Annotated in this window: 21 protein-coding genes, 1 tRNA gene and 1 riboswitch; of the genes, 3 read left to right on the top strand and 19 right to left on the bottom strand. The window is 41.5% G+C overall.

The window, feature by feature from the left end:
• Nucleotides 1–20: 20 nt before the first annotated feature.
• The 12 genes from NYP67_RS02980 to NYP67_RS02925 all read right to left on the bottom strand — a co-directional run bounded on the left by NYP67_RS02980 (nt 21) and on the right by NYP67_RS02925 (nt 15,682).
• Complete coding sequence (locus NYP67_RS02980) at nt 21–977, bottom strand: nucleoside hydrolase (protein WP_032813541.1); 957 nt, start codon at nt 975–977, stop codon at nt 21–23.
• Between the two features lie 420 nt (nt 978–1,397).
• A complete protein-coding gene (gene glnA, locus NYP67_RS02975; protein ID WP_004130324.1) occupies nt 1,398–2,735 on the bottom strand; it encodes a type I glutamate--ammonia ligase in 1,338 nt (445 codons plus the stop codon).
• Nucleotides 2,736–2,923: 188 nt separating this feature from the next.
• The gene (locus NYP67_RS02970) at nt 2,924–3,616 is read right to left on the bottom strand and encodes a hypothetical protein (RefSeq protein ID WP_004130326.1); all 693 of its coding nucleotides are present in this window, start codon (nt 3,614–3,616) and stop codon (nt 2,924–2,926) included.
• Between the two features lie 154 nt (nt 3,617–3,770).
• The gene (gene dnaE, locus NYP67_RS02965; RefSeq protein WP_004130328.1) at nt 3,771–7,322 is read right to left on the bottom strand and encodes a DNA polymerase III subunit alpha; all 3,552 of its coding nucleotides are present in this window, start codon (nt 7,320–7,322) and stop codon (nt 3,771–3,773) included.
• A gap of 52 nt (nt 7,323–7,374) precedes the next feature.
• Nucleotides 7,375–8,343 (bottom strand): RluA family pseudouridine synthase, encoded by a 969-nt coding sequence (locus tag NYP67_RS02960; protein WP_020758929.1) that lies wholly within the window; start codon nt 8,341–8,343, stop codon nt 7,375–7,377.
• A complete protein-coding gene (locus NYP67_RS02955; protein ID WP_473411218.1) occupies nt 8,336–8,830 on the bottom strand; it encodes a signal peptidase II in 495 nt (164 codons plus the stop codon). The genes NYP67_RS02960 and NYP67_RS02955 overlap by 8 nt, the downstream gene beginning before the upstream one ends.
• A 68-nt stretch (nt 8,831–8,898) precedes the next feature.
• Nucleotides 8,899–10,212, bottom strand: a complete 1,314-nt coding sequence (locus NYP67_RS02950) for a DivIVA domain-containing protein (protein WP_004132601.1) — start codon at nt 10,210–10,212, stop codon at nt 8,899–8,901.
• Nucleotides 10,213–10,476: 264 nt separating this feature from the next.
• Entirely contained in the window at nt 10,477–10,770 is a 294-nt protein-coding gene (locus NYP67_RS02945) for a YggT family protein (protein WP_004130342.1), read from the bottom strand.
• A 212-nt stretch (nt 10,771–10,982) separates the two neighbouring features.
• On the bottom strand, nt 10,983–11,447 hold the full coding sequence (locus NYP67_RS02940) for a cell division protein SepF (RefSeq protein WP_004130343.1): 465 nt from the start codon (nt 11,445–11,447) through the stop codon (nt 10,983–10,985).
• Nucleotides 11,448–11,471: 24 nt separating this feature from the next.
• Entirely contained in the window at nt 11,472–12,680 is a 1,209-nt protein-coding gene (gene ftsZ / locus NYP67_RS02935) for a cell division protein FtsZ (protein WP_018616189.1), read from the bottom strand.
• Nucleotides 12,681–12,909: 229 nt separating this feature from the next.
• Nucleotides 12,910–14,064 (bottom strand): tRNA dihydrouridine synthase DusB, encoded by a 1,155-nt coding sequence (dusB, locus tag NYP67_RS02930; protein ID WP_004130345.1) that lies wholly within the window; start codon nt 14,062–14,064, stop codon nt 12,910–12,912.
• A gap of 97 nt (nt 14,065–14,161) precedes the next feature.
• The gene (locus NYP67_RS02925) at nt 14,162–15,682 is read right to left on the bottom strand and encodes a glycine--tRNA ligase (RefSeq protein WP_004130346.1); all 1,521 of its coding nucleotides are present in this window, start codon (nt 15,680–15,682) and stop codon (nt 14,162–14,164) included.
• A 184-nt stretch (nt 15,683–15,866) separates the two neighbouring features.
• Here NYP67_RS02925 and NYP67_RS02920 point away from each other — a divergent pair, with 184 nt between their 5' ends.
• Nucleotides 15,867–16,262 (top strand): MTH1187 family thiamine-binding protein, encoded by a 396-nt coding sequence (locus NYP67_RS02920; RefSeq protein WP_004130348.1) that lies wholly within the window; start codon nt 15,867–15,869, stop codon nt 16,260–16,262.
• Between the two features lie 77 nt (nt 16,263–16,339).
• Nucleotides 16,340–17,569: a M20 family metallopeptidase gene (locus NYP67_RS02915; RefSeq protein ID WP_415695126.1), complete on the top strand. Its 1,230-nt coding sequence runs from the start codon at nt 16,340–16,342 to the stop codon at nt 17,567–17,569.
• Nucleotides 17,570–17,595: 26 nt separating this feature from the next.
• Here the strand turns inward: NYP67_RS02915 and NYP67_RS02910 are convergent, their stop codons facing one another.
• From NYP67_RS02910 to NYP67_RS02885, 6 genes are all read right to left on the bottom strand, one after another.
• Nucleotides 17,596–18,390 (bottom strand): isoprenyl transferase, encoded by a 795-nt coding sequence (locus NYP67_RS02910; protein ID WP_004112377.1) that lies wholly within the window; start codon nt 18,388–18,390, stop codon nt 17,596–17,598.
• Nucleotides 18,391–18,501: 111 nt separating this feature from the next.
• Nucleotides 18,502–19,731 carry a phosphotransferase enzyme family protein gene (locus NYP67_RS02905; RefSeq protein WP_020758211.1) on the bottom strand — a complete coding sequence of 410 codons (1,230 nt, stop codon included), beginning with the start codon at nt 19,729–19,731 and terminating at the stop codon, nt 18,502–18,504.
• 108 nt (nt 19,732–19,839) lie between these two features.
• Entirely contained in the window at nt 19,840–20,763 is a 924-nt protein-coding gene (locus NYP67_RS02900) for an ABC transporter substrate-binding protein (protein WP_116689693.1), read from the bottom strand.
• Nucleotides 20,764–20,935: 172 nt separating this feature from the next.
• On the bottom strand, nt 20,936–21,556 hold the full coding sequence (locus NYP67_RS02895) for an ECF transporter S component (RefSeq protein ID WP_004130359.1): 621 nt from the start codon (nt 21,554–21,556) through the stop codon (nt 20,936–20,938).
• 36 nt (nt 21,557–21,592) lie between these two features.
• Nucleotides 21,593–21,694: riboswitch (TPP riboswitch) on the bottom strand.
• An 86-nt stretch (nt 21,695–21,780) separates the two neighbouring features.
• A complete protein-coding gene (gene recO / locus NYP67_RS02890) occupies nt 21,781–22,533 on the bottom strand; it encodes a DNA repair protein RecO (RefSeq protein WP_020973338.1) in 753 nt (250 codons plus the stop codon).
• Between the two features lie 54 nt (nt 22,534–22,587).
• The gene (locus NYP67_RS02885) at nt 22,588–23,961 is read right to left on the bottom strand and encodes a DivIVA domain-containing protein (RefSeq protein ID WP_415695125.1); all 1,374 of its coding nucleotides are present in this window, start codon (nt 23,959–23,961) and stop codon (nt 22,588–22,590) included.
• A gap of 161 nt (nt 23,962–24,122) precedes the next feature.
• Between NYP67_RS02885 and NYP67_RS02880 the strand changes: the two genes are divergently transcribed.
• Nucleotides 24,123–24,196: transfer RNA gene (locus NYP67_RS02880), tRNA-Val, on the top strand.
• Here NYP67_RS02880 and NYP67_RS02875 read toward each other — a convergent pair.
• The gene (locus NYP67_RS02875; RefSeq protein ID WP_415695153.1) at nt 24,187–25,104 is read right to left on the bottom strand and encodes a YlbL family protein; all 918 of its coding nucleotides are present in this window, start codon (nt 25,102–25,104) and stop codon (nt 24,187–24,189) included. The genes NYP67_RS02880 and NYP67_RS02875 overlap by 10 nt on opposite strands.
• Between the last annotated feature and the right edge of the window lie 130 nt (nt 25,105–25,234).

Genomic DNA, 25,234 nt, shown 5'->3' with positions numbered 1-25,234 from the left:
TAAAACTCGTAAAATCCAACTCAGCCAGCGATTTTTGCCAAGCCAGAAATACGCGTCATAAACTCGTTCAAGAATCGTGGAACATCAACACCAACAGCAACTTGCATTGTCTTAACAGGGTCATTCAAGCGCGTAACATCACCAATTGTGCGTCCACGAGTTGGGCCTTCAACATCAACTTGCATATTGATTGGAAGCGTTGTAACAAGTGTTGGATCCACAGCTACAGCCACTGCCAAAGGATCATGCAAACCGCACCCGCCAAGGTGTGGAGCCGTTGTTTCATATGCCTTAATGTAAAAGTCGGTCATATCTGCAAGGAACTTGCCAGCCTTTGTACCAAGGTCACGCCACTGCTTTGTCTCCTTGTAGGTAAGCAAAGTCTGTAAAGTAACATCCAAACCAATCATTGTTACTGGAGCACCAGAGCGGAATAGTACATCTGCAGCATCTGGGTCTTGAGATATATTCGCTTCGGTCCAAGCGTTTACGTTTCCATGAATGGTAAGCGCTCCACCCATAAGAACAATCTTTCCGATTTCGTCCTTGATTTCTGGAGCTTTCTTCAACGCAGCAGCAATATTTGTCATTGGTCCCGTTGGAACATACACCAAATCCTTGCCATATTTCTTTACAGAATCGATAATAAAATCAACAGCTGATTCATCCTCTGCTTTGCGCGCAGAATCTGGAATCTCAACATCGCCAATTCCGTTATCTCCATGAATAAATGCAGATATTGGAAGAACTTCAAACGAATCTTTTTTGCTTGCGTGCGAAAGTCCCTTATAAACTTTTACTTCGGGATGCCCAAGTAAGTCTGTGATTGCAAGCGCGTTACGAACACCTTGCTCCATTAAAACGTTGCCATACGTGCCAGTTATGCCAATAAGCTCCATTTCTGGACTTCCAAGAGCATAAGATATAGCGAGAGTATCGTCAACACCAGTATCAAGATCAAGAATCAGCTTCTTCACTTGAGTTACCTCCCTTTGTGTATTTGGCATGATCTTACAGTCGTTGTAAATCATGGATTGCGCGAATATTTTCAAAATTATTCAAATGCAACCAAGCAAAAATTCTATCCCCATAATTTTGAAAATCAACATTACAATTGGATAATTTTAGATATATCATTGTTTCTTTATTGTGCAATAGTTTGCGATTTTTGTTATAAAATGTTCCAATCGCAAGCAAAAGTTAAATTAAATAAACAAAGGTTTAGATTATACTTAAAAACTAACATTCAAACACAAACATTCAGATATAACAATATGAAAAAATTTTGCGAAAAATGTTAAAAAACAATCAAAGAAAAACCTAAAAATAAAACGCGCGACACGCCACCACAGCACATCGCGCGATTTTAATAGTCAACACAAACTAAACGCAAAAACCTAAAGTCTAGGCAAATATTTCTCGAGTTCGTAAGGAGTTACTTGGCGACGATACTCTTCCCACTCTTTATGCTTGTTGCGCAAGAAGTATTCAAACGCATGCTCACCTAAAACGCTAGCTACAAAATCAGACTTCTCCATAATCTTCAAAGCTTCATCCAAAGACTCAGGAAGAGGCTGAATGCCCATAGCTTGACGCTCAGCATCTGTAAGCTCCCAAACGTCGTCGCTAGTAGGATCACACAAAGTCATTTGCTTTTCAATGCCATCTAAACCAGCAGCCAACAAAACAGAGTATGCAAGATATGGATTCGCCACAGGGTCGAGCGCGCGAAACTCCATACGGCAAGAATTGCCTTTGCCTGGCTTATATTGAGGCACACGCAAAAGCGCAGAACGGTTGCTATGACCCCAGCAAACATAGCTAGGAGCTTCCGCTCCACCCCACAAGCGCTTGTAAGAATTAACGTATTGATCTGTAACAGCGCAAATTTCTGCAGCATGATGCAAAATACCAGCCGCAAATTGGCGCGCAATAAGAGACATATTAAACTCTTGACCAGCCTCATAGAAAGCGTTTGAATCTCCTTCAAACAGGCTTAAATGCGTGTGCATACCAGAACCAGGCTGATCTGTAAGCGGCTTAGGCATAAAGCTGGCATACATTCCGCGCTCAAGAGAAATCTCCTTAACAACAGTGCGGAAAGTCATAATGTTATCTGCAGTAGTAAGAGCGTCTGCATATCTTAAGTCAATCTCGTTTTGACCAGGACCGCCTTCGTGGTGAGAATACTCAACAGAAATACCCATCTGTTCAAGCATGCTCACAGCACTACGACGAAAGTCCATTGCCGAACTTCTTGGAACGTGGTCAAAATACCCACCTTCATCAATAGGAACAGGCGCCTTAGACCAATCATCTTGCGCTTCAAATAAGTAAAACTCAATTTCTGGATGAACGTAAAAAGTAAAGCCTTTTTCTTTAGCTTTTGCGAGCGCAGTTTTAAGAACGTGACGCGGATCTCCAAGAGACGGCTCCCCATCTGGCGTTAAAACGTCGCAAAACATGCGCGCCGTGCCTTCTGGACCGCCATGCCATGGCAAAAGTTGGAAAGTCGAAGGATCTGGCTTAACAATCATATCGTCTTCTAAAACGCGAGTCATGCCTTCAATCGCAGAACCGTCAAAGCCAATACCCTCTTCAAACGCAGCTTCAAGCTCTGCTGGAGCAATAGCAACCGATTTAAGCGTTCCAAGAACATCCGTGAACCATAGTCGAATAAAACGAACGTCACGCTCTTCAACTGTACGCAAAGCGAATTCTTGCTGTCTATCCATATCTACAGTCCAATCAATTTAAGTGTGTAACTATGTGTTTTTCTCTCATACTCTTTAACTAATATTTAAGAGACTAATTATTATATTATCTCTTACTTTTCGCTTTTATTTAGCTTTATGAGCATGAATTTACTTATTTTTAATGTAACAATCTAATAGCAATCTAGTAGCAATCTATTTAACATAGACTACATCTTTTTGCCATATTTATAAAAAATCTCTTTGGCTTGATCATCGCTTAAATCATCTGTACTTGTAACTTCAATCCCAGATTCTTTAAGATCTTTAACACTTGAGTAACAAATCATAAGATCTTCAACACATCTAGCAGCCATTGCAAGAATCATAGGAGGAACAACGTCTAAAACGCCTCGATTGTATTCATAAACTTTTGCATCAATCTTATTAGCGCGATTTACCATTAGAACAGCAGGCATTCCACGAAAATAGTCGGTAAATTTTTTAACTGATTTTTCTGGATTGTCTTCGTCTAAATCACGTAAAACTGCGACTCCACCATTTTCGTCGTTAAAACAATCCGCATTAACTCCAGCCATTTTGCAAAAAGATGCAAGAAGCTCTCCTGGCTCTATAGCTGTTAAGAACAGCGCGCACTTTGCCTTTTTTCCAAGCAAACCTTGCAAATCTTCTTCAAAATCCGCTTGCTCAATCTTTTTTACAGCATCATCGATTGAATCACGATTTTGCTCTTCGCTAAACTCTTTTTCAAAACCAAGCAACGCGTCTTCCAGCTCTTTATCGGTAAAAGAAGTACGAACATCGTTAGAATCATTAGAACCAACGCCATTATTGCCATTAACGCCATTATTATTATCGCTAACGTTATTGTTTTTACTCAAATCGTCGTTATCTTTACACATATCTTTTACCTTCTAAATTAAAAAGCCTTGCTTTACTTGTTTTTACTTATCTTCACTTATCTTTACTTATAACTATCACTTCTTAAAACGCTTAAAATCACTCTAAATCACTCTAAGAATATTCTACGCGATTAGCTTATTTTAGGCGCTTATTTTAAGCACTTGGCAAGCAAGCTGGGCCAAACAATATTTTTAGCTCTGCAAAAAGTGACGTATCTCGCTTGACTCTAAATCTATCTCCAAAAGATAAGACTTTTGCGCACCCCTTAGAGTCAATCAAAGCAAGATTTACTTCGCAACAACCGGGATGCCTTGTAACAATGTTTTCAAGCTCTTTTATACGAGACTTTTCTAGCGCTTGCAAAGGCAAAACAATAGTTACAGGTTGAGCGTCTTCTGCCTCTAAGCTTGGAACTTCAAAATCCGTAGCTCTTAAAGAAACAGTTTCGTCTCGAACTTCTACCTGGCCCCTAATTCGCACAACTTGATCAATCGCAAGTTCTGCAGCAGAAGACTCGTAAACTTTGCCAAAGAACATGCATTGTATTGAGCTTTCCATGTCTTCAATAGTTACAATCGCCCAAGCATTACCTTTTTTAGACACTCGCCTATCTACGCTAGTAACAAGTCCTGCAAGAGTTACTTGTTGATTTTCGCTCATAGTTCTAGCACGGTTTAGAAGCTGCGCAATCGACATTTCTCTAAGACCAGCCAAAACAGCAGAAAGTCCACTCAAAGGGTGATCCGAAACATAAAGTCCAAGCATTTCTCGCTCAAAGTTTAGCTTCGTTTTTTTATCCCACTCTTCAACATCTGGAATATTGATTTGTGCATCTCCAAGCTCATTACTTGAATCATCCAAATCGGCAAAAAGGTCAAATTGGCCACCTGCCTGCTTTCGCTTAATAGAAATAACTGAGTCAATTAGTGGATTATAAACTTCAAAAAGTGCTCGCCTACAAGTGCTAATTGAGTCAAAAGCACCAGATTTAATAAGCGATTCAACAAGTCTGCGATTCAGAGATTCAAACGATACGCGATTTACAAAATCCTTAAAATCAACGAATTTTCCGCGCTCGCTTTCCCTCTCGCTAATAATATCGTTAACTGCTTTATCTCCAACGTTTCGTACAGCTCCAAGGCCAAAGCGCACAACATCTCCAACTGCAGAATATTCAAGAACCGACTCATTAATATCTGGTTGCAAAACGCGAATACCCATGCGCCTTGCTTCGCCTAAGTAGAGTGCTGTCTTATCTTTATTAGTGCGCTCGTTTTGAAGCAATGCAGCCATAAATTCCACAGGATAATGCGTTTTTAAGTAAGCAGTCCAATAAGAAATCAAACCGTATGCAGCCGAGTGAGCCTTATTAAACGCGTAACCCGAGAATGGAACCAGAACATCCCAAACAGCTTGGGCAGCTTCTTCTGAATAACCATGTTCCTTCATGCCTTTAAAGAACGGTATTTTCTCTTTAGCTAGCACTTCTGGCTTCTTTTTACCCATGGCTCTACGCAAAACATCTGCCTTGCCAAGGCTGTATCCAGCTAAAATACGAGCAGCCGACTGCACCTGCTCTTGGTACACAATCAAACCATAAGTTTCTCCAAGAACATCTTTTAGTGGCTCCGCAACCTCTGGATGAATAGGCGTAATATCTTGCAAACCGTTCTTACGCTTAGCATAATTGGTGTGCGAATCCATATCCATAGGACCTGGTCTGTAAAGCGCAATCAAAGCAGAAATATCGTTAAAGTTATCTGGTTTTAGAGTGCGAAGAAGCGCACGCATACCGTCGGAATCAAGCTGGAAAACGCCTAAAGTATCTCCTCTTGCAAGAAGCTGATATGTTTCTTTATCGTCAAGCGGAATTTTAGTATAGTCAATAGGCTCTTTTCCATTATTTTCAACGTTTTTAAGAGTATCTCTAATAACTGTTAAATTAGAAAGACCCAAAAAATCCATCTTAACTAAGCCAAGCGTTTCGCAAGTGTGATACTCAAAGGTAGTTGTAATCGTGCCATCAGTGCGCTCCAACAGAGGAGATGTATCTGTAATAGGCTCCGAACCCATAATCGTTGCACAAGCATGTACACCCGTTTGGCGAATCAGACCCTCAATACCCTTTGCTTCTTCTGTAATTCGCTTTGTATCTGGGTCGCTATCATACATCTCGCGAAACTCGCGAGCTTCCGCATAACGCTTTGACTTTTCGTCAAAAATATCGTGGAAACTCATATCTTTGCCGTTTTTTGGAGGCGGCAAAATCTTTGTAATTTTTTCTCCAACAGAAAACTCATAGCCCATTATTCGAGCAGAATCTTTAAGTGCTTGTTTTGTTTTAATTGTGCCATAAATCACGCATTGCGCTACTTTGTCTTTTCCATATTTTTCGCCAACGTATTCCAAAACTTTGGCTCTACCTTCTGGGTCAAAGTCAACGTCAATATCTGGCAAAGATACGCGCTCTGGGTTTAAGAATCGTTCAAAAATCAAGCCATGCTTCATTGGATCTAGTTCTGTAATGCCCATTGCATACGCAACCATTGCGCCTGCTGCACTTCCTCGGCCAGGTCCAACCATAACGCCATGCTCTTTTGCCCAATTAATATAGTCTGCAACAACTAAAAAGTAGCCACAAAATTGCATTTGGCATATAACGCCGCACTCGTAGTCTGCTTGTTTTAAGACTTCAATAGGAACGTTATTGTTATATCTGCGCTCTAATCCTTCTTCGACTTTTTTAAGAAATAGCGAAGTCTCATCCCAACCTTTAGGGCAGTCAAATTGCGGCATAAAAGCGCCATCTTCGCCGTCATCAAACATAACATTGCATCGGCGAGCAATCTCAAGAGTATTATCGCAAGCTTCTGGGAACTCCTTAAAAAGCTCACGCATTTGCTCAGCAGACTTCAAATAATAGCCAGAACCGTCAAACTTAAAACGATCTGGATCATCTAAGCGAGATCCAGAATTAATACAAAGCATTGCATCTTGCGCTTCGCGATCTTCTTCGTGCACATAGTGCAAATCGTTTGTAGCAAGAAGTGGAGCATTCAACTTTTTAGCAATCTCGAGCAAATCTTTTGTAACGCGTGTTTCAATAGAAAGCCCGTGATTCATAAGCTCAATAAAGAAATTATCTCGACCAAAAATATCTTGGAACTCACCTGCAGCGCGTAAAGCCTCATCAAATTGACCCAAACGAAGACGCGTTTGAATAATTCCAGATGGGCATCCAGAAGACGCTATAACGCCTTTAGAATACGTTGAAAGCACATCTTTATCCATTCGAGGATATCGCATAACGCGACCTTCCAAATTGGCTATAGACGATGCTTTAAGTAAATTTGTTAAGCCTTCATCATCTTCGGCCCACATTGTCATGTGAGTAATCAAACCACCGCCAGAAACATCGTCGCTTCTTTGCGCTTCCGTTCCCCAATGAACTCGGCTTTTGTCTTGTCTGGCTATTTCTGGAGTCACATAAGCTTCGATTCCAATAATCGGCTTAATCCCAGCTTTTACAGCCGTGCTCCACATCTCGTATGCTCCATGCATATTGCCGTGGTCTGTAATCGCAATAGCTGGCATACCCAATTCTTTTGCACTCGCAACTAGGTCTGGTATCTTTGAAGCACCATCCAAAAGCGAATAATGCGTGTGATTATGCAAATGTACGAAGTTTGTTTCTGGCCTAGTCATGCTTGCTATTTTATAGATGCAATATGACCTGCTTTGCTAAATATGCTCGCTTTTATAGTTGCCGCACGGCTTGTAAAGCGTGTTGCAAATCTAGCGGATACTCCGATTCAAGCTTAACTAATTTTCCTGTTCTAGGATGCTTAAATTCTAGCTTAGTTGAGTGAAGCCATTGGCGTTGTAACTCTAGTTTTTCCGCGAGTTTTGGGTTTGCTCCATACATTTTATCCGCCACTAACGGATGGCCAATCGAAGAAAAATGCACGCGTATTTGGTGAGTTCTACCCGTCTCTAAATTTACGCTAACTAAAGTTGCAATTCCAAAGCGCTCCAAAACATCCCAATGTGTTACAGCTGGCTTGCCATTTTTTGTTACAGTAAACCTAAAGTCAGATACTTTCGACCTTCCAATCGGAGCTTCAATAGTCGCTTTGTTTTGCTCCAAATTTCCTTGCACTAATGCCGTATAAGTTTTTGAAACACTATGACTAGCAAATTGCTGCTTCATCTTTTCGTAAGCAAAATCCGTTTTGCAAACGAGCATAAGGCCGCTTGTTCCAACGTCTAACCTGCTTACGATTCCTTTGCGTGATTCGTCGCAAAGCGTTGTGTTTATTCTAATCCCAGCAGCTTCTAGGCTTTCTGGAACAGTAGGCCCGTTCCACCCTTTTGCTGCGTGAGACGCCATTGCAACAGGCTTGTTTATTACTACAACATCGTCATCGTTGTATACGATTTCTAAATCGCACATAGCGGGCTGGCTTTGAAGATTACTGGAAGAATCGCAAGCACTAGCACAATCGCAATCGCAAGCACTAACACAATCGTCTTCTTGATTTACAACAATCACATAAGACTCTTGCAAAATAGACGATTTTTGCGACTTTCTATTTAAGATTTTTGCTTTACCACTATCGATTAGCGATATTGCGTTTGCACGCGATACTCCCATAAGCTTCGACAAGCACACGTCGAATCTGCATCCGGCAAATTGACTCGTAACAGTAAAACGAATATCACTCATCAGCGCGCCCTATAAGAGGAATCCCAATCAAAATAAGGCATATAACTGCGATTCCTGCAAACATAAGCTCAATATCTGCCACATTTCCAACGGACCATCCGTAGTTTATAAAATCTACGACTTTTCCGTTCAAAAAGCCTTGAGCATATTGCGCTCTATCAATAAGATTTCCAAAAGCTCCAGCAAAAGCCAAAGCAAGCGCAATGGTCCAATATAAGGATTTTGTGTGCTTAATAACAGCAATCATAGCAGCGCACGCAGCGCACGCTAACACGCTAATAACCCAAGTAAAAGAAGATCCTAAGCCAAAAGATGCTCCAGGATTCCTAACAAGAGTAAAAGAGAGCAAGTGTGGAAAAATATCAATGTTTTTTCCGCCACTAAGCGCTGCTAATGCCCAAACTTTGGTTATGCGGTCTAGAGCCACGCCAATAAAAGCAATCAGTGCAAAAACGGCTGCGCGATTACGCAGCCGTTCTACACGCACATAACTATGCGTCAATGTATTTTCCAATCTAAAGGGATTTAGTAAATACTACTAAATACTAGTAAATACTACTTATCCTGCTTATCTTGATTTTCCATAGATGTATACGTGTTTTCGTCGGAAACTTGAGCAACAAGCTGACCCAAGAAGTCGGTCAAGCGAGTACGATACTCAGTTTCAAACTGCTTAAGGCTTTGAATGTTTCCTTCAATAACCTTAGTTTGCTTCTCGAGATTCTCACGTACTTGTCGAGCATATGCGTCTGCAGAAGTGCGAGTCGTGGAATCGTAATCCGCAGCTCTATGCTGAACTTCTGCTTCGTATTGATCAGCTTGATCGTGAGTTTGCTTGGAGTAGTCATCTGCAGCTTGACGAACCTTGCCAGAGTAAGCGTCTGCCTCGTTGTGAGCGCGAGCCGCATAAGCATCGGCGTCTCCGCGAGTACGCACCGAGTAATCATCCGCATCCCCGCGAGTCTGCTTATTGTATTCATCCGCCTCGGTGCGCGTACGACCAGAGTATTCGTCTGCTTTAGCAACTATATCGTTGTAGCGCGCTTGGCTTTCTTCTACAATCTGCTGAGCCTTTGCCTTGCCCTTGTCTACGTATTGATCATGCAATTGCATTGCAAGAGTCAACATTGCAGTAGCACGCTCTGGCTCCGAACCTTGAGCTTCCGCACCCGCGCCTGCAATCTTTTGCAAGCTACCAGTCTCCGTGCTTGGTTCCATCTTAGAAACCTGCTCGCGAAGCTGTTCTTCTCGCTTATGCGATTCTTCAAGCTGCTTGTTAAGATCTTGAACCTTAGCATTTTCTTGCTGAGTTACAACAAGCTGCTGGCGAACCTCTTCTAGCTCACGACCCAAGTTTTCGCTGCTTGCACGGAAGTCATCGCGCTCGCGCGTAACGTTTTCAAGCTCTTCTTGAATCTTCTTATCAGCGTCTGCCTTAGCATTATCTGCATTTGCAGCTTGAGCGGTAAGCTGATCTACTTGAGCACCCAATCCATCCAGTTGCTCCTTAAGCTGCTGATTTTGCTCGCTCAATGCACGGTTGTTTTCTTCCGCTTCCTTAAGCTTTGCTGCAAGATCGTTATCACTCTTGCTTGCATTGCTGGATGCTTCTCGCAAATCATTATTTTCTTTAGTTAAAGATTCAACCTGATTTGTTAAGTCTGCAATCTTATTGTTTAAGCTAGCAACATCAGCGCCAAGAGACTGCGTAGAAGCCCCAAGTCCTTGCACGGCCTGCTGACCAAGCGCTTCGATTGTTTCTGTAACCTGATCTAAAAAGTCATCAACTTCGTCAACGTCATAGCCTCCCTTGAATCTAACGATCTGGAAGGTATGCTCGCGAATGTCTTTAGGCGTTAACAGAGCCATAATGCATTACACCTCACTTTTGGGCGCGCAGCCCTTTTGATATATCTCTTCGATGCTATCACGTCCATAGAAAAAATTGTGTAAAAAGCAATTATTTTTTACGAAATCTGCCAATATTTTATTATTCAGACTTATGTTGAGTAAATGTTAAGTAAATAATGCTGATTAAATAACGTGATTAATAGATAATAATACGAATATCATTTAAGAATAGTAGCGATTGCGCGCATATAGTAAACATTCTTAATGTCTTAATAAAAAATCTTAATAAATCATAGATAAAAGCATTTGTAAAACAATTATCAAAAAGTAAACAACCATAAAACTTACGTCTAAACTTATGTTACCAAGCCTTACAGGTGGTATGAATCTACGCGCAAATCTTAAAAGCGGTTCCGTTAAATAATATATAATTTGAGCAAATTTTCTAACAATCGCATTTGGCCTAAACGAATGAAATACGATTGGAATCCAGTCTAAAATTGCGCGAATAAATAGCACTGTTAAATATGCGCTTAGAAAAAGATTAATGATTAATATTAAGCTGTTAAAAATCATAAACTCACTTCCGTAAATAAACTTTCTTAAAACTTTCACAAGTAAACAATCATCACAATAAAAGTTAAGAAGATTTTTGTTATTAGATAATTTTTATTCGATAATTGATATTAGATAATTTAAGGCAGAAATCTCAAAGAGACTCTGCCTTAAATCTAAATAACGCATAAAGCAAATGCTATAGAGCGGTCTTTGCTACTAAGCTTGTATCTTTACGAGAACAATTCTCTAGCAGAACCGCCATTAGGAGCGTCTTCTACCTTTATGTTTACTTGCGAAGGACTTAGAAGAAACACTCTTGGCGTTACTCGCTCAATAGACCCACGAACACCAAACACAACTCCAGCAGAAAAGTCAACAATGCGATACGCAACAGATTCACTAACACCAGTAAGATTCAAAACAACTGGAGTTCCATCTCTTAACGCACGCCCAACTAATTGAGCATCGTCATAAGACTTTGGATGAATCGTTGTAATGCGACTCATGCGGACTGCTCCAGCACGAGAAGAAGTGCCATTACCCAACTGCGATTCTGAATTATGCAGACTTATAGGAGCAACGTTGTGATCGTTGTCAAACGAAGTTTCTTGCGCTTGAGAATCAACGAAGTCATCGTCGTCTTGAACATCACTCATGCCTACGTAAGACATCATGTTCTTCATAAAGCCAGCCATTAAGCTGCCCTCCTATCGCTATGCTTAACGTAGAAAATCAGGAATATCCAATTCGTCTGGTTCATCTTGAGGCTTATCTTTAGAAGCCGATGCTTGGTAATTCTGGCTTGGTGCAACAGAATCAAACATGGAAGAAACAGGATGCGAAGATTCTTCAGCAACAACAGGCTTTGCGGGAGGCGCGACTGGAGTTGTTGACTGAGCTGGGGCAACAGAATCAACTCCTGCTTGCATATCTACAAAAGCACCAGCCTTATCGTCTTCCACCTTAGGGTGGGAATCAAAACCAGCGGCAATAACCGTAACGCGGACTTCGTCTCCGTAAGAATCGTCCAAAGAAAGACCCCAAATAATCTGGGCTTCTGGATGAATCGCCTTGCGAACAAGTTCTGTTGCAGCACTTGCTTCTTGCAACTTCAAATCGCTTGGACCTGCAATGTTAATCAAAGCACCGTGAGCACCTTCAATGCTCTCTTCGAGCAATGGGGAGCTAATAGCAATTTCAGCAGCTTGAGTAGCTCTGTCTTCTCCCTTTGCAGCGCCAATTCCAAACAGCGCGGTTCCAGCACCACGCAAAACGGCGGTAACGTCCGAAAAATCAACATGAATATAAGAATTCATGGTAATCAAATCGGTAATACCTTGCACGCCTGCAAGCAATGCGGTATCTGCCGTCTTAAAAGCTTCAATAATTCCGATAGTTCGATCTGAAATTTCCAACAAACGATCGTTTGGAATAACAATCAAAGCATCGACTTCTTTACGAAGATTTTCAATACCAAGTTTTGCCGATGCAGCACGCTGAGGTCCTTCAAACCCGAAAGGACGCGTAACTACTGCGATTGTTAAGGCACCCTGCTGGTGTGCAGCTCGCGCAACTATTGGGCTTGCACCTGTACCAGTTCCGCCGCCCTCGCCGCAAGTTACGAACACCATATCGGCGCCCTTTAATGCTTCTTCAATGTCGGATTGATGATCTTGTGCAGCTTTTGCACCCTTTTCTGGATCAGCACCAGCACCGAGACCACGACTTGAAGCATCAGATAATGAAATCTTTACATCAGCGTCGGAACGCAACAAATCCTTAGCATCAGTGTTGATTGCTACGAATTCTACGTTCTGTAAACCCTCGGTGATCATTCGGTTGACGGCGTTACCACCGGCTCCACCGACGCCGACTACCTTGATTATGGTTTTGTCGTTGAAATTGTCAGTCTGGGCAATCTCGCTCACCGTTGTCTCCTGTCACTCACACGCACGTTTTACGCAATACTTTAGCGCAAAACGCTCGATAATGGCGACGTTTTACAAATAAAAACTTAAAAAATGTCACCGATTCGATAATACACCGTGCTATACGCAAATATTTAAGGCGTTTTACCAACAAAAGTTTTGAACATTAAGCAATAGCTTAGACGCCATTTTTAACAGCCGCTAAACCCTAGAAAACTCTAGAAAAACGCTAGTAGCTAGCATCCATCGGGTCATTGCCAAAAAGCTCTTTGCGCTCCTCGCTAGTGGTAATTCTTGAATCCAACCAGCCATATGGCAAATGAACTTTTTTAGCAAAACGAACTCGGCCGCGCGGCGTGTCTAAAACCTGCTCAGGAAGCTTAAGCGATAAATCCAATGCATCAATATTGCGTTGAACATCCTCAATAGACTCGCATTCCATAAAGCTTTTGCGAGTTCCTCCTCCAACTGGGAAGCCTTTCAAATACCACGCAATATGCTTTCGCAAGTCATGAACTGCCATTCGTTCGTCGCCATCATAAAAGTCAACAAGAAGCTCCAAATGCCTTAAAATCACTTTGCAAACTTCGCCAAGACTTGGATTAACGCGATTATCGCTGCCATTGCAAGCAGAACGAATATCAGCAAAAATCCAAGGACGCCCCTGGCATCCGCGGCCAATCGCAACGCCTGCACATCCTGTTTCTTTAAACATTGCAAGAGCGTCATCCGCGCCCCAAATATCTCCATTACCAAAAACAGGAATATCTAAAGCCTCTACAAGCTCGCTAATACGGCTCCAATCGGAATGGCCACCATAATATTCTGCAGTCGTACGCGCATGCAAAGTAACAGCCGCACAACCCTCTTCTTGCGCAATATGACCAGCTTGCATAAAAGTCTCGTGGTCTTCGTCAATTCCAACGCGGAATTTAGCTGTAACTGGGATTCCTGCTGGATTACACACGCTTACAACGCGATGCAAAATCTCTTGAAGCAGATCCGTTTTCCAAGGAAGAGCAGATCCGCCACCGCGCCTTGTAACTTTAGGAACTGGGCAGCCAAAGTTTAAGTCAACGTGATCTGCCATATTTTCGTCAACAACAATTCGAGCAGCTTGCTCCACAATTAAAGGATCCACTCCGTAAAGTTGCAAGGAGCGCACTTTTTCGCTAGGCGCAAAACGGCATAAACGCAAGGCTTTTGGATTTCTTGCGACTAGTGCGCGTGCAGTAATCATTTCTGCAACATACAAGCCATCTGGCCCGTACTCTCGGCAAATCACGCGAAAAGGCCAGTTAGTAATACCAGCCATTGGAGATAAAACAACAGGAGTTGCAATATGAATTTTCCCTAAATCCACTGGTTTAATAGAAAAATCCATATTGCTTTAACTCCATTCACTTTAATATTTTTGCTAGATATATTTTTGCTGGCGATTTTACGCGACTTTTCACTAGCGACTTTTTACTAAATACTTATTAGTACAATCCGCCAGCTTGAGCAATCTTTACAGGCTGCGACTCGTCAACGCCGCTTTCCTTAGAAACATCCACACCGCCGTCTGCAGCACGAGCTCCAACAATCTCTACAGGACCTTGCGGATACTTAACGCGCTTTTCGTTAATGCGGCTTGCTACGTAATCTGCAACCTTGTCTAAGGAAACACGCTCTTGTTGCATAGTGTCGCGCTCGCGGATTGTTACAGCATGATCTTCCAAAGTATCGAAGTCAACTGTTACACACAAAGGAGTACCAATCTCGTCTTCGCGGCGATAGCGGCGACCAATAGCACCAGCCTCATCGTAGTCAATAACCCAATCATGCTGTCGAAGATCCGCAGCCAAATCTTGAGCAACCGATTGCAATTCTGGCTTCTTGCTTAATGGCAAAACAGCAGCTTTAACAGGAGCCAAGCGAGGATCAAGTCTAAGAACTGTACGCTTATCCACTCCACCCTTAGTGTTTGGAGCCTCATCAACATCATAAGCATCAACCAAAAATGCCATAAGCGAGCGCGTAAGACCAGCAGCAGGCTCAATAACGTAAGGCACGTACTTTTCGCCAGTAGCCTGATTAAAGTAGCTCAAATCCTCGCCAGAATGCTTAGCGTGAGCAGACAAATCGTAGTCGGTACGGTTTGCAATTCCTTCAAGCTCTCCCCAGTCAGATCCTTGGAAGCCGAATTTGTATTCAATATCTACAGTGCGCTTGGAATAATGGCTTAGCTTCTCTTTAGGATGCTCATACATGCGCAAATTCTCTGGCTTTACGCCCAAATCAACATACCAATTTACGCGCGTATCAATCCAATACTGATGCCAAGCTTCGTCTGTTCCAGGCTCTACGAAGAACTCCATTTCCATCTGCTCAAACTCGCGAGTGCGGAAGATGAAGTTTCCAGGCGTAATCTCGTTACGGAAAGACTTACCAATATTCGCAATGCCAAATGGCGGCTTCTGGCGAGTAGAAGTCATAACGTTCTTAAAATCAACAAAAATACCTTGCGCTGTTTCTGGTCGCAAATAATGCAAGCTGTTTTCGTCTTCTACTGGCCCCAAATGAGTGCGAAGCATCATGTTAAAATCGCGAGGCTCCGTCCAATTTCCGCGAGTTCCGCAATCTGGGCAAGCAATGTCTTTTAAGCCATTTTCTGGCATTTTATCGCCATGCTTTTCGGCATAAGATTCTTCGAGCTTATCTGCACGATGGCGCTTATGGCAATTCAAGCACTCAATAAGAGGGTCGTTAAACACAGAAACGTGACCAGACGCAACCCAAACTTGAGAAGGCAAAATAACAGACGTATCTACGCCAACAACATCGCCACGAGTAGTGACCATATAACGCCACCATTCGCGCTTGATATTATCTTTTAACGCAACGCCCAAAGGGCCATAATCCCACGCGGAGCGAGTTCCGCCGTAAATCTCTCCAGCTGGAAACACAAATCCACGACGCTTAGCCAGCGACACAACTTCATCAAGCTTTGAAACAGCCACAATACACCTTTTTCGTAAATCTAGAAAATTCGGGTGAAACGGTGTTTATTATAGAAAAACCCTGTGACGCTAACGCAACATATAAAGCTACATAAACATATAAAGCTACATATATAAGCTAAACGAATACAATAATGTATAAGCATAATTTTTCATACACATTTATATTTTGAAAGGCCTTAAAATGAGCGAAAACAATGTTGAAAAGACTAATAATAACAAGACTTGCGATACTTGCGATACTTGCAATAACAAAAATTCCCACAAAACTAATACAGTTGCAGCATTATGCATTGCTCCTAGCGGAGTTGGCGAAGAACTCAGCGAATACGTAGCAGATTGCGTTAAAGTGATTCGTGATTCTGGATTAAAAAACGAAACAAACGCAATGTTTACAAACATCGAAGGCGAATTCGACGACGTTATGCGCGTTGTAAAAGACGCAACTATGGTTCTTGTAGAAAAAGGCTACCGCACAGGCGTTATATTAAAACTAGACATTCGTCCTGGTTTTAGCGGTCAAATCGACGCAAAAGCTGCTCTTGTAGACAAGATTCTTGAAGAACGCGAAAACAAGTAATTTGTTAATAAATAATTTATAAATAAAACATAAAATAGAGCTAAATTGCAATAAGCAAAATAAGAAAGCAGAAATTAATGCTGCAAATTAAATCAGTTAAGCAAATATTGTCCAACATGAAAGAAACTCAAGCAGATAGAGAAAAGCAGTATAAATACCTGCATCAGCATCCTGAATTATCTATGCAAGAAACGCATACAGCACAAGCAATCATAGATATTCTTACTAAAGATGGAATTGAAGCAAAGCGCGTTGGAAAAACAGGAGTTGTAGCAATAATCAAAAATGGAGAAGGGCCAATAGTTGCTATGCGAGCAGATATTGATGCTCTTCCTGTTACAGAAAATTCAGGAAAAGACTACGCTTCAACAGTTACAACACAAGATGAAAATGGTAAAACAGTTGGAGTTTCACACGCTTGCGGTCACGATTTTCATATTGCAAGTTTACTTGGATCTTTACAAGCTTTTAACAATCATAAAGAAGCATGGCATGGAACCTACATTGGAGTGTTTCAACCAGGAGAAGAAACAGCTCAAGGCGCAAAAAGCTTGGTAGAAAATGGCATTACACGCATTATTCCAAAGCCAGATGTTTATCTTGGTCAGCATGCTCTTGCAGCAATTCCTGCAGGAACAGTTGGTATTAAATCAGGAGCATTTTTAACTACCGCATCTTCAATCCGCGTACACATTTTTGGTAAAGGATCTCATGGATCTATGCCAGAATTAAGCGTTGACCCTGTGGTTTTAGCTTCGTCTATTGTGTTGAAATTGCAAACGATTGTGTCTCGTGAAGTAGCTGCTAAAGATTACGCAATAGTTACAGTCGGCGCAATAAACGCTGGAAGTAAGTCAAACATTATTCCAGACGATGCGGAACTTTTGATTAATACTAGAACATACAGCGAAGATACTCAAAAATTTGTTCACTCTGCCATTGAGCGAATTGTGCGCGGAGAGTGCAATCTAGCACGATGCCCAAAGGAACCAGAATTTACATACTATGACCGCTATCCATTAACCAATAATGACGAAGCATCAGTTTATCGCGTGCGCGAAGCTTTCGACGAATATTTTGGTGAAAATTCTGTACAAATCAGCAAACAGTCTGCTTCTGAAGATTTTTCTATTGTTGCAAATGCTTTCAATACACCTTACGCATACTGGGGATTAGGTGGATTTGAAGATATGAAAAATGCTCCAGGAAACCACAATCCAGCTTTTGCTCCAGATTTGCAACCAACTCTAAATCGTGGACTTGAATCAGCTGTTGTTGCAGCTTGCGCATGGCTAGCTTGCGACTAATAAATTAATTCTACTAACAGATAAGTTTAAGCGTTTTTTACGCCACCAAACCTGCGGTCGCGATGCGCATAACGGTCAATTGACCTCCACAACGCTTCGCGACCATAATCTGGGAAGAGTTCTGGAACAAAATCAAGCTCCGCATAAGACGCTTGCCAAGGCAAAAAGTTGCTAGTGCGCTGCTCTCCCGAAGTGCGAATCACAAGATCGCAATCTGGAATATCTGGATTATACAAATGTTCTGCAATCATCTTCTCGCTAATGCGATCACCCTTAATTTTGCCGCTTTTAACTTCCCTAGCAATTGCCGCGCAAGCATCTGCGATTTCCGCGCGACCTCCATAGTTTAAGCAAAAAACAACGTCAATCGTAGTGTTATTTTTTGTGATTTCTTGAGCTTTTTCCAACTCGTCAATAACAGACTTCCACAATTTTGGCCGTCTTCCAGCCCAACGCACGCGCACTCCCCACTCGTTCATTTGCGCAACTCTGCGGTGAATAATATCTCTAGAAAATCCCATCAAAAAATGCACTTCTTGAGGAGATCTCTTCCAATTTTCGGTAGAAAACGTGTACAAGCTTAAGTAGCGAACACCTGCTTCTATGGCTCCTGCAATAGTGTCAAAAACCACTGGTTCCGCCGCTTTATGCCCTTCAGTGCGAATCATTCCGCGCTCTTTAGCCCATCTGCCATTGCCGTCCATAATCACGCCTACATGGCGAGGAACTTTACCTTTAGGAAAATCTGGCACACGGCTAGGATCACTAAATGGAGCTGCTGGAATATTTAACGAAGTGTAGTCAACGTTTTCAAAACTCATAGTTAAAATCTAACAACCCCATTGAACGAATAGCTAAAGCGTTTTGCAAAGCTAAATAAAAGCATGCAAAATCAAGTAAAAAATCAAGTAAAAAATCAACTAAAAAATCCGCTATAGTTCTTGTAAAGCTTCCAATAAATAGTTCAAATATCTTTTCCCAAAGCAAGATTTGTACCATCTAGCATGCTCTAAGAATCCAGTATCGTAGCCCCAAATCTTAAAATCGTAAGATCCATTTGACTTTAAGTAATAGTCTACAAATTCCACACATTGCTCGATTTGACTTACGCTAAGAACAAGCGGAAGCAACTCTTTTTCAACATCTGCTAATGGTTTAACGCTAGAATATCCTTGCAAAATTGACTTAACTAAGTCCGTTCTAAATGAATCTTTTTTGCCATTCGCAATATCTACCCATTGAATTGTGTTGCGTTCTAAAGTCATTGCTAAATCGTAGATTGCTGTGTTTTTATACGACATTCCAAAGTCAAATACTGCGCTTGGAGCGCTACCTTCCCACATAAAATTAGATATATGCGGATCTCCATGAGTCCACTGCTTTTTTAGATTCGCGTACCCTAAATCGTAAATTTTTTTGCATGTTGGAGCAAATTCGCTTAAATCTTTTACAAAATCACGATTCTGCTCTTTTAAGAATTTTGCTAAATCAGGTCTATTTTTTAACCAAACTTCTGCAGCTTTTTGTACGTCTTCGCTTGCACAAAGACTAAATCTTGATTGAAAAGCGTTGATTTCCTTAGGATTTGGCTCGTCAAAACTTTGCGAAGCTAAGGCGATTCTTGCCATCATTACTCCAAGATTTTTGGCTTCTTCGCACGTTTTAGGCGGATCCCAAGTGTACGCGTCTTTGTACCGGTCTTCCCCACTAGCTTTTAAAGTCACTTCGTAAGCACAATCGCCTATTACAAGAAGAGTGCCGTCTACGTAAATATCGCCAGAAGTATCGCCACAAATATTCTTTTCTAAACCTAAAGTCTCGCTATTTTTATTAAAATACAAGTACTTTGGCGTGCTTATTTTGTTTTGTAAAAGATGCTCCGCAAAACGATGATACGGCCTAATTGTGCTTGCTTGCCTCACTTTTGTGCTGCATCTTTTAATATAAACGTCTAAACTTTGCGATTTTCTTGGCGAATCATCTTTGTAATGCGCGCGAATCAATGAACCTGCAGCCATCGGGCGCAAACTATGGCTTAAAACGCAATCTGCTTCTAGCGGCTCCTCTAAAAGCGAGCACACAGTATTTGCCTCATCTAAATCAACATTTGCCCATCTTTGAGCAACAATATCTAGTTGAGGGTCGTTGCTTTCGTTTTCCATATTTGCTCCAATTATTGCCACAGGTTCATTGAATTGTGATATTTATTTTCGATTGTAATTGCGTTTGCAATCGTTATTATGCTTGCGATTCAAGCACATGCTGGCCGACTATTCTGGCAAATACTCGTTTGTTACGCATCCGCTTTCTAGGCTCTTTAGCGCGCAATCAAGAGGCACACTTAAGTGGCCATTTTCACCCATCCAACGAGTGTAGTTTTCCACCAAAGCCATGTCTGCTGTACCCCAACGACCATTCTTGTCGTACCAAGACGGAATCACTTCGTCTAGCGAGGCGCGCAAAGCCTCTGGGCTAATATGGCAAAGCGCATTTTGCAAAGCATCAACGCCAGCCTGCGGGTCTTTTCCTGCAAGTTCATAGCCCTTAACGGTTGCGCTTGCAAAGTTGCGTATTAATTGCGGATTTCGCTCAATCATCTCTTGGCGAGCGCAAACATAGTAAGAATGATGCGGAGCTACGCCAATAGAATCGAATGGAAGAACAACAACTTGATCAAATGGAAGCGAACCCTGGTATGGCTCCCACCAAGCAACGTTAATAAAAGCGTCGCACATTCCGCGCTCTACTGCTCGAATGTCTGGCTCCCATGGGCCTGGGTCAATTGTAATCAGCTTGCTAAAGTCGCCTCCGTCGGCAGCAACCGCCTGCTGAAGCTCCGTGTATAAGCGCTTAACGCCCATAGGGATTACTACGCGCTTTCCTTCTAGATCTTTAAATCGCGTAATGCCCGTGTTTTTATTTGTTATGATTCCACCAATTTGAGATTGATTCATTACAGCAAACGACGTTAGCTTGTTTGCGCCATTTTGATGAGCAAAAAGCTGATTTAAGCGAACAAGAGCTATGTCTACTTCTCCGCGCTCCAAGCATGCTGGAACATCTCCACGCTCCGTATCTGTGCTTGTAAACTCTACGTCTAATCCGTATTGCGCATATAATCCGCGCTTTCTTGCAAGGTACATTCCTGCGTGATTCGTCCATGGATGCACATATTCAAGACGTACTCTTAGCATACTAACTCCTTTGTTTTATAGTGATTTGTGATTTTATCTTGACTTTTATTTGCGACTTTTCTTGCGACTTTTGCGCGCTGCTAACTTGCGATTTTTCTTGCGACTTTACAAAAGTGGGCGAGGTGATTAATCCCCCGCCCACAAATCAAATCTTACTAGCAAAAGTTAAGACTTAAGCGCGTACTTCTTTGCCAGAAGCAAAACGGCTCAATGCGCCAGTAGCAGCAATACCCTTGTACAAGTACCACATAACTACACCACCAATTACAGCACCAGAAATCATGCTGCAAAGTGTGTGAATCATCATGAATGCGCCGAAGATTGGAACACCTGCGTAGTAGAACGGATAGGTTGAAACGATTCCACCCAAACCAGCTAATGCGCCAGAAAGTGCAGTCAAACCAACGTTCCACTTGCGATACATAACAAACAAGAATGCAAACTCAGCAAACAAGCCCTGAACAAAGCCAGGAAGAACGGTACCAATACCGCCCCAGTGGCTACCAACAGTCAACTCAACCATTGCAGCAATAAACTCGCCGAATAGTGCAGCGCCTGGCTTGCGAACCATAATAGCAGCTAAAGGACCAGCGAAGTAGAACAAACCATAGTACAATGCGCTAACGCCTGGAACTGGAATAAGCTTAAGAGCAGCAGAAATAGGCTCACTAATCAAGCCGATGCCCCAGAAGATAATACCAGAAGCTACAGCAATAACAACCGTGAGCGTAACATCAGCCACGTTCCAGCGCAAGGATGGACGCACGGTCTCTTCTTCAACAGATGTACCCATTAGGGTCTCCTTTCATCTTTAACCAATCAAACAAAGGCGACCCTGCAGAAAACTCCGTACGTCGGCATTACCCGATTCACGTTAAACGGTTAGACAGTAATCTTCTCAGCTCTTAAAAGAGCACCCGTGCCTGATATCATTCATATTGCATCAGACAGCGAGGACAAATTTTATAAAATTCAAACATAAAATTAACAAAATCGCTCATTAAGATAATAGAAACTCTAATCAAAATACAGCGAATTAGAATTTTTTTCGCTTAAACGCATAGATCTAATAGGCTTTTCTAACCAATATTCGCACCATTGTTCAACGCATTTAGACGTTAAATCGTCAATACTTGTTCCGTCTAAATTTTGCCAATCGCCATTAATTAATGAAATCATTTGAAAACGCGCTAAATCATTGCACTTAATAGACTCTAAAGCATGATCTTTAGAGCACATAACTCCACCACTAGCTGCCGAAAAATAGTCTAAATCATTGCGTGTTGAACAAATAACGCACTCATTTAACCTAGGAGACCATCCAGCTAATTGCAATGCTCTTAAAACGTACGAAAGCGCGATTGATTCAGCACTATGCAAACTTTTAGAAAGAGCAGACAAAGCAGCTATAAGAAGATTGTATTGTGAGCAAGAATCCGAATATTGTGCGCAAGACGAGACCAAATCGTCTGCAATCTCTGCAATCATGCTAGCACAACTATACAGATTGTAATCCGCACAAATGCTACCAGCATAAGGCGAAACTAAAACCGCTTGAGAAATAACATCAAAAGTTTTGCCAGTTGCAAAAAGTGCATTAACACGCATAAATGGCTCTAAGCGCCCACCAAATCTAGATTTTAACCGCCTTACACCTTTTGCAACAGCTCGAACCTTGCCATGCTTTTTAGTGAGCATAACAATAACTCGATCAGCTTCCCCAAGAGGAAAAGTCTTAAGAACAACAGCTTCATCGTTATATAACGGCATTAATCAATAACTCTTAGCTTGTATAATCCCTAAATCTAAGTGAAAAATAGATTATTAATTATGATTTGGGTTTACAAATCCGCCAAAATTAGATTCGCCAGTATCGTCAAAATCATCTGAATCATTATTTGCTTCGCGAGAAGAATCTTCAACCGAAGTGTCAAAATGGTTCATAACAGGGAACGAAAGATCTGGAATATCTAAATTAAGACTTTGCGAAGGCTCGAACTTAGGCGAAGCAAGAAGTGAAAGATTCAAATCTCCAATGGATTTAGAATCATTTGCATTGTTATTACTTGCATTGTTAGCATTTGCATTATTTACACCATCAGCATTCGCACTAACAACATTCGCGCTATCTTCCTTCTTTTCTGCATCTTTAACTTTTCCAAAATCATTATTGTTAGTAGCAAAATTGTTGGAAGCAGCATTAGGAGCATAAGACGGAGGGAATGCTGGAGGCATAACAGTAGACGCTTGCGACATTTCGTCGTCTGTATCGTCACTTGCTTCAACACTCGCAGAGTGAGGAGTAAAAATCGCCTTCTGCGCATGATGCTCAACAGGAATAGATGGAGGAATTGCTGGAGGCATTAATGGAGATGGAGCTGGAGCTGCCGCAGGTTCAACAACACTAGGTTCAACAACACTAGGTTCAACAACACTATGTTCAACAACACTAGGCGCAGAAGATGTTTTAGAAACAACATTTTCTTGTAAATCATTATTAGACTTAGCAGAAACGCCAAAATTAGCAGAATCAACAGAATCACTAGGATCGAAGTCTGTATACTTAGCAACTCGATCATAAGACTCAAGTCTGCTTAATAAGCGAACGCAAGCATTTAGATAATAGTCCACCTGGCGCTCGTCATATCCTCGTTTTCCAGAACGTTGAGTAAACAGAACATTAGAAACAAACATTGCGTCAATTTTGTCTAAATCGCTTAAACTGCTTCCCCAAACTGGATTATATCCAAGAAGAACAGCAATCTTATCTAGAGACTTATTTACAACATTGTCTACTTGTTTTTTATCGTAAGAAGGCTTACGCGATTGCGCAGAATCAAAGCGCATTTTATAATCGCGCTGGGAATGAGAAAGCAAAACTCTATATTCTTCGTCTGCTTGTGCCTTCCAAACAACCTTGCCGCGATTAGAAATCTCGTACTGCGTAGTCTTATCTACAACTGCACGCTCTAATCTAGAAAGAGCAGCATCTACTTGAGGAATAGCATATCCTTCATCTTCTAGATCGAAAGATACGTCTTGAATATCTTTTTGAGTAAGACTAATGTCGCTAGATTCATACAAAGAATGAGCACGCTCAAGAAAATCATTAACTTGCTCTACGCTGTAACCCTTCTTGCGCTTACCTACACGCTCAATACCCGAAGAATTACGCGCGGTATCAGGTTTACTCGCCATAAACAATAGACCTCCTGAACAGATTCTTATTCAATACACTTTACGCGATTGTTAAGACGCATAAACAAAACACGCAAAACACGCAAATGATATATGCGCAAAACACGCCTAAAACACAAATCAACGTTCTAGTACACACCATACTGTATCTTGTTTCAAGCGGGCGATTAGCTCAGCTGGCTAGAGCGCCACCTTTACACGGTGGATGTCGGGGGTTCGAGTCCCTCATCGCCCACTTTCCGCTTTACAAGTTCTTAAAGAATCTAGATTCTTCCCAGCCTTTATTTTTACTAACGCTTTGTATGCGTCATCCAATGTTTTTACGCTTACAACTTTTAAGCCTTGCGGAATATTCCCAGCAACTTCATTGCAATTGCTGTTTGGCGCTAAAAACCATTTAGCTCCGTCTCTTTTTGCAGATATCATCTTTAATCGAATACCGCCAATTGGACCAACTTTCCCAGAGTTATCAATGGTTCCCGTTCCAGCGATTATTTTCCCACCAGCCAAATCTGTGTTTGTAAGCTTGTTCAAAATACCCAAAGCGTACATCATGCCTGCAGAAGGTCCACCAATATCGTCTATATGCAACTTAATTTTTACGTTTTTTACATTCACATTAAGATGTTTCTTCGCATAATCCAAAGCCGCCACTTGCGCAGAAGATTGCGAAGAAGTCATTTGCTTATTTGTTTCTTTCTTATAATCGCTTGCGTTTTGATTTACTGGAACAAGAACTTCTCTAGGTAAAACTTGCTTTTTAGAATCGAACCAAGATGCAATCGCATATATATTTGGAATCTCGTAACCTGGTATTCCAGACGTATTTACTGTTACTAAAAGAAGCTTTCCACTTTTTGACGAAGATTTATAGTCAGTATTCTTAACAGCGCTATTTTTAACATTAATCACATATTTTCCAAAAGACTTTCCCAGAACATCTTGAGTTGGCCCAGGTTCTTCAACAACATACGCACTTGGTAGAAAAAGCGCGATAATCGACATAACTACAATAAATAACCCAACAAAATACCTAAATGACTTAGCGGAAAAATATTCAATAAGATCCCCAACAGTATTTTTAAGAGTAGTGAATATATTTTTATTGATTTTATTAAACACGTATGTAATCTTATTAGGCATCTTATTAGACATAAAATTAATAGTATATGTAAATGTGCATAACCTACACTCTAAAAACCCTCACAAGATGCGGTTTTTGAAAAAATTTGAAAAAGTTATACACATTATTAATTTATTAGCAAAAATCACC

The sequence above is a fragment of the Gardnerella sp. c23Ub_4 genome, from assembly GCF_055804115.1.
This window is presented reverse-complemented; position numbering and strand designations above follow the sequence as displayed.

Excerpts from the sequence above, each read along its gene's own strand:
- NYP67_RS02920 (WP_004130348.1), top strand. The coding sequence starts at position 15,867 with ATGAGCGAAAACAATGTTGAAAAGACTAATAATAACAAGACTTGCGAT.
- NYP67_RS02895 (WP_004130359.1), bottom strand. The coding sequence starts at position 21,556 with ATGGGTACATCTGTTGAAGAAGAGACCGTGCGTCCATCCTTGCGCTGG.
- NYP67_RS02970 (WP_004130326.1), bottom strand. The coding sequence starts at position 3,616 with ATGTGTAAAGATAACGACGATTTGAGTAAAAACAATAACGTTAGCGAT.
- NYP67_RS02960 (WP_020758929.1), bottom strand. The coding sequence starts at position 8,343 with ATGAGTGATATTCGTTTTACTGTTACGAGTCAATTTGCCGGATGCAGA.
- NYP67_RS02900 (WP_116689693.1), bottom strand. The coding sequence starts at position 20,763 with ATGCTAAGAGTACGTCTTGAATATGTGCATCCATGGACGAATCACGCA.
- NYP67_RS02910 (WP_004112377.1), bottom strand. The coding sequence starts at position 18,390 with ATGAGTTTTGAAAACGTTGACTACACTTCGTTAAATATTCCAGCAGCT.
- dusB (WP_004130345.1), bottom strand. The coding sequence starts at position 14,064 with ATGGATTTTTCTATTAAACCAGTGGATTTAGGGAAAATTCATATTGCA.
- NYP67_RS02945 (WP_004130342.1), bottom strand. The coding sequence starts at position 10,770 with ATGATTTTTAACAGCTTAATATTAATCATTAATCTTTTTCTAAGCGCA.
- glnA (WP_004130324.1), bottom strand. The coding sequence starts at position 2,735 with ATGGATAGACAGCAAGAATTCGCTTTGCGTACAGTTGAAGAGCGTGAC.
- dnaE (WP_004130328.1), bottom strand. The coding sequence starts at position 7,322 with ATGACTAGGCCAGAAACAAACTTCGTACATTTGCATAATCACACGCAT.
- NYP67_RS02885 (WP_415695125.1), bottom strand. The coding sequence starts at position 23,961 with ATGGCGAGTAAACCTGATACCGCGCGTAATTCTTCGGGTATTGAGCGT.
- NYP67_RS02875 (WP_415695153.1), bottom strand. The coding sequence starts at position 25,104 with ATGCCTAATAAGATTACATACGTGTTTAATAAAATCAATAAAAATATA.
- NYP67_RS02915 (WP_415695126.1), top strand. The coding sequence starts at position 16,340 with ATGCTGCAAATTAAATCAGTTAAGCAAATATTGTCCAACATGAAAGAA.
- NYP67_RS02950 (WP_004132601.1), bottom strand. The coding sequence starts at position 10,212 with ATGGCTCTGTTAACGCCTAAAGACATTCGCGAGCATACCTTCCAGATC.
- recO (WP_020973338.1), bottom strand. The coding sequence starts at position 22,533 with ATGCCGTTATATAACGATGAAGCTGTTGTTCTTAAGACTTTTCCTCTT.
- NYP67_RS02905 (WP_020758211.1), bottom strand. The coding sequence starts at position 19,731 with ATGGAAAACGAAAGCAACGACCCTCAACTAGATATTGTTGCTCAAAGA.
- NYP67_RS02940 (WP_004130343.1), bottom strand. The coding sequence starts at position 11,447 with ATGGCTGGCTTTATGAAGAACATGATGTCTTACGTAGGCATGAGTGAT.